Below are 8,046 nucleotides of genomic sequence, written 5' to 3'. Positions count from 1 at the left end.
AGTAGCGTCGTCCTCCCCCTGTGACGAAGTCCAGGGGGAGGGTCTGGCGGGGTCTGGTGCGTGCGATCGCAAGGCGGAGGAGGGAGTCAATGCGGAGCATTGGCGACCGACGACAACGCGGCGAGCGTGCGTGCCAGGGCACGGCGGACAGACGGGAATTTGACGACACGACCTAGCGCCGTCCTCCCCCTGGACTCCGTCCGGGGGGAGGGTCCGGCCGGGGTCCGGTGCGGCGGTTCCCGCGGGGAGGGTCCCGGGGCGGACGAAGCCGGCCACCACGGGGGCGCCTCTCCCGGGCCGTCAGGGCCATGGGGCACCCCACCCAGGTTCCACCCCGGAGGCACCCTCCTCCAGGCTCCCGGGCCCGGGGGCACCCCCTCCAGGCTCCGGAACACCCCTCCCCGGGCCGCCAAGCCCGGGGAGGGCCCGTGCCGGACCTCGCCAGACAGACGGGATGGTGAGGACACGACCGAGCCCCCCGGATCCGTACCCCTGTCCCGCTTCCCCCCGGACCGGTGAGAGCCGGTCCCGGCCGGTGTCCGACGTCGTGCCGCCGTGGAGCGCGGCGGCATTGTTCCCTCCGGAAAGGACAAGCATGAGCATCGTCGAGGAAGGGCCCGCGCCCGTCGTGGCGGCGGCACCCCCGTCCATGGGCTCGCGCGTGGCGGAGCTGGCCGAGCTGCGTCAGCGCGCGATCGACGGGCCGAGTGCCAAGGCGACCGCGACCCAGCACAAGAAGGGCAAGCTCACCGCCCGTGAACGACTGGAACTCCTCTTCGACAAGGACACGTTCACCGAGACGGAAACGTTTCGCCGACATCGCGCCACCGGCTTCGGCCTGGAGGACAAGCGCCCCTACAGCGATGGCGTGATCACCGGTTACGGCCGGGTCGAGGGCCGTACCGTCTTCGCCTACGCCCATGACTTCCGCATCTTCGGCGGGGCGCTCGGCGAGGCCCACGCACAGAAGATCCACAAGGTGATGGACCTGGCCGAGAAGGCGGGCGCGCCGATCGTGGGCCTCTGCGACGGCGCGGGCGCGCGGATCCAGGAGGGTGTCACCGCGCTCGCGGGCTACGGCGGCATCTTCCAGCGCAATGTCCGCAACTCCGGGGTGATCCCGCAGATCAGCGTGATCATGGGCCCGTGCGCGGGCGGCGCCGCCTACTCCCCCGCCCTGACCGACTTCGTCTTCATGGTGCGCGGCACCTCGCAGATGTTCATCACCGGCCCGGACGTGGTCCAGGCGGTGACGGGCGAGGAGATCACCCAGGACGGCCTCGGCGGCGCCGATGTCCACGCCTCGCTGTCCGGGGTCGCGCACTTCGCGTACGACGACGAGGAGCGCTGCCTGGAGGACGTACGGCATCTGCTGGCCTATCTGCCCTCCAACAACCGCCAGCACCCGCCGTCGGAGGAGAGCGACGACCCGGCGGACCGGCGCACGGAGAACCTGGCGGACCTGGTGCCCGCCGACCCCAACCGGGCGTACGACATGCACGCGGTGATCGAGTCCATCGCCGACCACGGCGAGTACTTCGAGGTCCACGAGCGCTGGGCGCAGAACATCATCTGCGCGCTCGCGCGGCTCGGCGGCGAGGTCGTCGGCATCGTGGCCAACCAGCCGCAGTCGATGGCGGGTGTGCTGGACATCGAGTCCTCGGAGAAGGCCGCCCGCTTCGTCCAGATGTGCGATGCCTTCAATATCCCGCTGGTGAGCCTGGTGGACGTGCCCGGCTTCCTGCCGGGTGTCGACCAGGAGCACAACGGCGTGATCCGCCACGGCGCCAAGCTGCTCTACGCCTACTGCAACGCCACCGTCCCGCGTATCTCCCTGGTGCTGCGCAAGGCGTACGGCGGCGCCTACATCGTGATGGACTCCCGCTCCATCGGTACCGACATCGCGCTGGCCTGGCCGGTCAACGAGATCGCCGTGATGGGCGCGGAGGGCGCGGCCAACGTGGTCTTCCGCCGGGAGATCGCCGCGTCCGAGGACCCCGACGCCACCCGGCAGCAGCGGATAGCGGAGTACCGCGAGGAGCTGATGCACCCGTACTACGCGGCGGAGCGCGGACTGGTCGACGATGTCATCGACCCCGCCGACACCCGTTCCGCCCTGATCGGCGCGCTGGCGATGCTGCGGGACAAGCACGCGCCGCTGCCCACGCGCAAGCACGGCAACCAGCCACAGTAAGGCCGGTTCCCCCGCACTCCGCGATCCCTCCCGGATCTCCCGCGCATCCGCGCATCCCAGCGATGGAAGAACGAGTCCCCGAACGTCCAAGGAGGAGTACATGGCGTCTCGCGCGATCAACCCGATGGTGGCCGCCACCGAGCTGCTCACGGCTCAGTCATGGCGGGTCACCAGCGGTGCGCCGAGCGCGGAGGAGGTCGCCGCCATCGCGGCGGTGCTCTCCGCCGTGCTGAGCGAACGGGCCACCGCCGACGCGGACGGCTCGCGCGGTACGCGGCGGAACGGCGCGCCCTGGCGCCCGTCCGCCGTACGCCGCAGGGCGGCCACCTCATGGGCCGCCGGAGCGTCCCCGAGCTGGAAGAACGCCGCCTGAACCAGCGCTGTGGCCAGGGGCTCCAACCGCCCCTGGCCACCGTGTTCGCCAGAGCTCGCCCGTGCGTGTCCCCACGGATGATCGCTCGCTCCCACTCGTCATCGCTCGTCGATACCGCTTGCGGCACGCGTCCCTGACCGGCCTCCGCGCGGCCATCTGGCCCGGCGGCCCTCCCGCCCCCACCCGGGGCCGTTCGACCCACCACCTGTCGCCACCGTGAGAAACCCCATCGGGTGGCGCCCCGCACGGGAGCACCACCGCCCCGTGCGCCGCGGGCGGGTCGAGGTACGACACGATCACACGGGGATTCCCACCCGCGTCCACCCGGTCCGCCAGGACGGCGACGGCCGACCCGGCCGCCCCCCGGTACGCGCGCCCGGACCACCTCCCCCCGGCCGCCGATCGGCGACCCTCCGGCACCGTACGCGTACGACGAGCCCATCGCGCGGCACGCGCCTGACGACGCATCGCGCGGCACGCGTCACGCGTCCGACGGCACCGGCCGGGCACCCGTCGGCGGGCACCCGTCGAACTCCACCCCTCAGCGCGGGCGCCTGTCCCGCGCCACCCGTCAGTGCGCCGGGCTGAGCGGTGAACTCCCCTCCGCCCGTACGGTGCCCTCCAGATGGGCCGCCGTCAGGCGCGGCAGCAGCAGCCGCCAGAGCCGGGTGGAGACACTGCGGCCCACCCACTGGGGATCCGAGCGCGCCAGGGCCTCCAGGCCCACCGTCGTCGCCGCGATGACCGCCAGCGCGTCCTCGGGACGCACCCCGTCGGCCAGCGCGCCCTCCTTCTCCAGGACCGTGAGCGCCTCGGCGGTCCAGTCCACCCAGTAACGCCGCAGATCGGCACGGCAGTTCCAGGTGGCGTCCGCGCTCAGTCCGAAGCCCGCGCGCAGGATCACATCCCCCTGGAGCCGCTCGGCGAGCAGATGGGTGGCGTCGACCAACCGCTGGAAGGACGGCGCGCCGTCCCCGTGCCAGGGCATGAGGATCCGGCGTAGCTCGCCAAGGGCGACCTCCTCGACTTTCTCGGCGAGCGCGTTCTTGTTGGCGAAGTGAAAGTGCAGTGCGCCGTTACTCACCCCGGCTCTGGAACTGATCTCGGTGATCGAGGAGGACGCGAAGCCCTCCGCGTCGAACACCTCGGCGGCCGATCGGATCAGTGCCTGACGCGTACGGACCGCCCGCTCCTGTTTCGTCATGTCGTGCTCCGTGGTCGGGGCCCCGACCCGGAATGAGGGATGGGGCAGGAAACCCAGTGTATATAAACCGCGCATGCGGTATCTATTTAGGGGTCAAAGGTGTCTCAAATGAGCAGGCTGGTCAGAGCATGCGGAGCGACAGACTCCATCTGCCGCTCACCAGGGGTTACCCGGTGAGCGGCGGATCTACGCACAACACGAACCGGGTGCGCGGTTCGCCTCGTACCCCTCTCCCCTGCCGGAAGGCCGTGCTGACAGCCAGTCACTGACGGCGTTCCGCGACGCGTGGGTCCGGAACACTTCGGTGTAGAGGGAACCCATCACGTCGATCTCATGTCGTCCGCAAGAGGGATGGGTCATGGTGGCCGGGAATCCTGTCCTGCGCCGGTGCGGTCACCCATGAGCACGGCGTGGGCCGCCCCTGGCCCGCGACCGCGGGCAGGGGGAGCGAGGGAGAAGGGGAGGAACATGGCCAGCCACTGGTTCCGGCGGTTCGGTCCGGCAGCGCCCAGCGGGGCCCCGCGACTGATCTGCCTTCCGCACGCGGGCGGAGCCGCCAGCGCCTATCTGGCGCTGTCCAGGGAGCTGACACCGGAGTTCGACGTCCTCGCCGTCCAGTACCCAGGGCGGCAGGACCGCCGCATGGAGCAACCCGTGGAGTCCATCCACGGACTCGTCTCCGGACTGCTGGAGGAGCTGTTGGCCCTGGACGGACGCCCGTTCGCCTTCTTCGGTCACAGCATGGGCGCGGTGATCGCCTACGAGGTGACCCGGGAACTGGAGCGGCGCTCCGAGCCGGGGCCCGAACGGCTCTTCCTCTCCGGCAGGTTCGCGCCCACCCCCCAGGGCGGCGCGAGCGACCGGCTCCGCACCGACGCGCAGATCATCGCGATGATCCGCAGGCTGGGGGGCACGGTGGGCCAGGTCTTCGACGACCCCGACCTGCTGGAGATGGTGATGCCCCCACTGCGCGCCGACTACCGCGCGATCGGCTCCTACACCTGGCGGGCGGGCCCCCTGCTCTCGGTCCCGCTGACCATCCTCGTCGGCGACCAGGACCCGGTCGTCCCGGTCGAGGCCGCCGACGCCTGGCGCGGCCACACCCGGGCCGCCTCGGAGCTGAGGGTGCTGCCCGGCGGACACTTCTATCTGGACCAGAACACCGATGAGCTGGCCCGGACCGTCCGTACCCGGTTCTCTCCCGTCCCGGCCTCCGACGCGGCCTGACGGCGGTACGGAGCGGGCCGGGCGGCCCGCTCCGTACCGGTTCACCGCCCACTCTCCGCAGGAGCATCCGTTCCCCGGCGATGAGCCCCTGATGAGCGCCCCGGCCAACAATCGAGAAGGCAACCTGGTTCCCTTCCGAGCCCGATGACCGCAACGGGCCCCAGCGCGCCGGGACAGGAGAGTGCGACGTGCGGTTCAATCTCATCGGCCCGTTCGAGATCGTGTGCGACGACGGAGAGGTACGGCTGCCGACCACACCGAAGGTGTGCCAGACGCTCGCACTGCTGCTCACGCGCCCGAACGAGGTCGTCCCCGCGGAGCTGCTCATCCAGGAGCTGTGGGGCGACCGGCCCCCACGCAGCGCGCACGCCACGGTCCAGACCTATATCCACCAGGCCCGCCGGGTGCTCGAACCCTGCTGGACGGGCGAGGACCAGTTGCTGGTCACCCGGCCGCTGGGCTATCTCATCCAGGTCCCCCGGGACGACGTCGACATCACCCTCTTCGAGCGGCTGGTGGACCGGGCCGGGGCGGAGCTGGAGCGGCGGATGCCCGACGCGGCGGCCCGCAGTCTGCGGTCCGCGCTCGCGCTGTGGCGCGGCCCGGTGCTCTCCAGCGTCCCCACCGGGCAGATCCTCGGCGGACGTGTGGCCCATCTCGCGGAGCTGCGGATCCGCGCGCTGGAGCTGCGGATCGAGGCCGACAACCAGCTCGGACGGCACCGGGAGAACATCCCCGAACTCCGCTCGCTGGTCCATGACTACCCGCTGAACGAGTGGTTCCATGGCCAGTTGATCCATGCCCTGCACCGGGCGGGACGGCGGGCGGAGGCCCTCCAGGCGTACCAGAGCCTGTACCGGATCCTCAGCACCGAACTGGGACTTGAGCCCTCCACCGAGCTCCAGCACCTCCAGCTGGCCGTGCTGGACCCCAGCGGGGCACACCGCCCGGCGACGCTGGGCGCCTGAGGCGCTCCTCCGGCCGGGGAGGGCTCCCTCCGCCTCCCGATCCCCACGGCCGGACGAGCGCGGGCGGCGCCCACCGACCGCCGGAACGCCTCCGCCCCCGGCGCGGCGTCTCCGTCCCGTCCGCCTTCACCGCTCGCGAGAGCCCCCCGTCACCTCCCGTCGGCCCCGCACATCGGTTCTGGTCCTCGTCCTAGTCCTGGCCCGCGTCCCGTTCCCGTGCCGCCCGTTCTGGGAGAGCCTCGGATCCGGGAGACACCGCGCGAACGCCGGGGCGTCCGGGTCCCAGGTGAGTGGGTCCGGGACGTCCGCGCGGCCGGCTCCCCGCGCCCGGGCGCGCTGATGGCCCCGACCGGCCCTCCCCTCCCTGGGTCGTGTCGTCAAAGTCCCGCCTGTCCGCCGTGCCCTGGCACGCACGCTCGCCGCGTTGTCGTCAGTCGCCAATGCTCCGCATTGGCTCCCTCCTCCGCCTTGCGATCCCACGCACCAGACCCCGCCAGACCCGCCCTCCGGGCGGACGACGCTACTTTGAAGACACTCCCCGGGTGCCATCAGGCAGACTCCCCGCAGAACGCCCGCCACCGCCCCGCTCCCCGCAGAGCCCGTACCCCAACCCGCCCCCGCTCCCCGCGGAGCCCGTACACCCGTACCACCCACCCTCACCGACGAGAACAGAGGAACCGCCCATGCCGTCCACCGCCGCCACCGACTGGCTCGCCAGCGTCGAAGCCGCGCTCCAGCGCCGCGACCCCGGCGAACCGGAGTTCCACCAGGCCGTACAGGAGGTGCTGGAGTCGCTCGCGCCGGTGGTCGCCGCCCGGCCCGAACTCCGCGAGCACCGGGTGGTCGAACGGCTCGTCGAGCCCGAGCGCCAGGTGATCTTCAGGGTGCCGTGGCAGGACGACCAGGGCGGGGTCCGGATCAACCGGGGCTTCCGGGTGGAGTTCAACAGCGCGCTCGGCCCCTACAAGGGCGGGCTGCGCTTCCACCCCTCGGTCAACCTCGGCATCGTGAAGTTCCTCGGCTTCGAGCAGATCTTCAAGAACGCCCTGACCGGCCTCGGCATCGGCGGCGGCAAGGGCGGCAGCGACTTCGACCCCCGGGGCCGCTCCGACGCCGAGGTCATGCGGTTCTGCCAGTCCTTCATGACCGAGCTGCACCGCCATCTCGGCGAGCACACCGACGTACCGGCCGGGGACATCGGCGTCGGCGGCCGGGAGCTGGGCTATCTCTTCGGCCAGTACCGGCGGATCACCAACCGCTGGGAGGCCGGGGTCCTCACCGGCAAGGGCACCGGCTGGGGCGGCTCGCGCGTCCGCACCGAGGCGACCGGCTACGGCAACGTCCTCTTCACCGCCGAGATGCTCAAGGTCCGCGGCACGGACCTGGAGGGACGCCGGGTCACCGTCTCCGGCTCGGGCAATGTCGCCCTCTACACCGTCGCGAAGGCGCAGCAACTCGGCGCCCATGTCGTCACGGTCTCCGACTCCGGCGGCTATGTGATCGACGAGAAGGGCATCGACCTGGCCCTGCTCCAGCAGATCAAGGAGGTCGAGCGCGGCCGCGTCAGCGACTACGCGGAGCGCCGCGGCACCTCGGCCCGCTATGTCACCGAGGGCAGCGTGTGGGAGGTCCCCACCGATGTGGCCCTGCCCTCCGCCACGCAGAACGAACTGACCGAGACCGACGCCATCGCCCTGGTGCGCAACGGCGTCACGGCCGTCTCCGAGGGCGCCAACATGCCCACCACCCCCGAGGCCCTGCGCGTCCTGCGGGAGGCGGGCGTCGCCTTCGGCCCGGCCAAGGCCGCCAACGCGGGCGGAGTCGCCACCAGCGCCCTGGAGATGCGGCAGAACGCGGCGCGGGACTCCTGGACGGCGGACCGGGTCGAGGACGAACTGGCGGGCGTGATGCGCTCCATCCACGACACGGCGTACGAGACGGCCGAGCGCTACGGCCGCCCCGGCGACTACGCGACGGGCGCCAACATCGCCGCCTTCGAACGCGTCGCCGACGCCGTCCTGGCCCAGGGCCTCATCTAGGACACCGCGCCGGGCGCACCCCCGGGCCGGGGGCCCGGGGG

General features: G+C 71.8%; 6 protein-coding genes. 5 read left to right on the top strand and 1 reads right to left on the bottom strand.

All coding sequences use genetic code 11. The annotated features are described in order from the left end of the window. The first annotated feature begins 595 nt into the window (after positions 1-595). Positions 596-2,194, top strand: coding sequence for an acyl-CoA carboxylase subunit beta (locus ACFVIM_RS29740; protein ID WP_384307736.1), 1,599 nt, complete (start codon positions 596-598; stop codon positions 2,192-2,194). Positions 2,195-2,294: 100 nt separating this feature from the next. Continuing rightward, positions 2,295-2,567: an acyl-CoA carboxylase epsilon subunit gene (locus tag ACFVIM_RS29735; protein ID WP_384307733.1), complete on the top strand. Its 273-nt coding sequence runs from the start codon at positions 2,295-2,297 to the stop codon at positions 2,565-2,567. Between the two features lie 571 nt (positions 2,568-3,138). Here the strand turns inward: ACFVIM_RS29735 and ACFVIM_RS29730 are convergent. Then, complete coding sequence (locus ACFVIM_RS29730; RefSeq protein WP_384307730.1) at positions 3,139-3,771, bottom strand: ScbR family autoregulator-binding transcription factor; 633 nt, start codon at positions 3,769-3,771, stop codon at positions 3,139-3,141. A gap of 468 nt (positions 3,772-4,239) precedes the next feature. On the opposite strand from ACFVIM_RS29730, the gene ACFVIM_RS29725 reads away from it, so the two are divergent. The 3 genes from ACFVIM_RS29725 (at position 4,240) to gdhA (ending at position 8,005) form a co-directional block, all read left to right on the top strand. Then, on the top strand, positions 4,240-4,998 hold the full coding sequence (locus tag ACFVIM_RS29725; RefSeq protein WP_384307727.1) for a thioesterase II family protein: 759 nt from the start codon (positions 4,240-4,242) through the stop codon (positions 4,996-4,998). A 188-nt stretch (positions 4,999-5,186) separates the two neighbouring features. Continuing rightward, entirely contained in the window at positions 5,187-5,966 is a 780-nt protein-coding gene (locus ACFVIM_RS29720; RefSeq protein WP_384307724.1) for a BTAD domain-containing putative transcriptional regulator, read from the top strand. A 683-nt stretch (positions 5,967-6,649) separates the two neighbouring features. Beyond that, the gene (gdhA, locus tag ACFVIM_RS29715; protein WP_384307722.1) at positions 6,650-8,005 is read left to right on the top strand and encodes an NADP-specific glutamate dehydrogenase; all 1,356 of its coding nucleotides are present in this window, start codon (positions 6,650-6,652) and stop codon (positions 8,003-8,005) included. The last annotated feature ends 41 nt before the right edge of the window (positions 8,006-8,046 follow it).

The organism is Streptomyces sp. NPDC057638, from assembly GCF_042800315.1.
Classification (GTDB): domain Bacteria; phylum Actinomycetota; class Actinomycetes; order Streptomycetales; family Streptomycetaceae; genus Streptomyces.
Note: the sequence above shows the minus strand (reverse complement) of the source record. Positions and strands in the feature narration are given on the sequence as shown.

Excerpts from the sequence above, each read along its gene's own strand:
- ACFVIM_RS29740 (WP_384307736.1), top strand. The coding sequence starts at position 596 with ATGAGCATCGTCGAGGAAGGGCCCGCGCCCGTCGTGGCGGCGGCACCC.
- ACFVIM_RS29730 (WP_384307730.1), bottom strand. The coding sequence starts at position 3,771 with ATGACGAAACAGGAGCGGGCGGTCCGTACGCGTCAGGCACTGATCCGA.
- ACFVIM_RS29735 (WP_384307733.1), top strand. The coding sequence starts at position 2,295 with ATGGCGTCTCGCGCGATCAACCCGATGGTGGCCGCCACCGAGCTGCTC.
- gdhA (WP_384307722.1), top strand. The coding sequence starts at position 6,650 with ATGCCGTCCACCGCCGCCACCGACTGGCTCGCCAGCGTCGAAGCCGCG.
- ACFVIM_RS29725 (WP_384307727.1), top strand. The coding sequence starts at position 4,240 with ATGGCCAGCCACTGGTTCCGGCGGTTCGGTCCGGCAGCGCCCAGCGGG.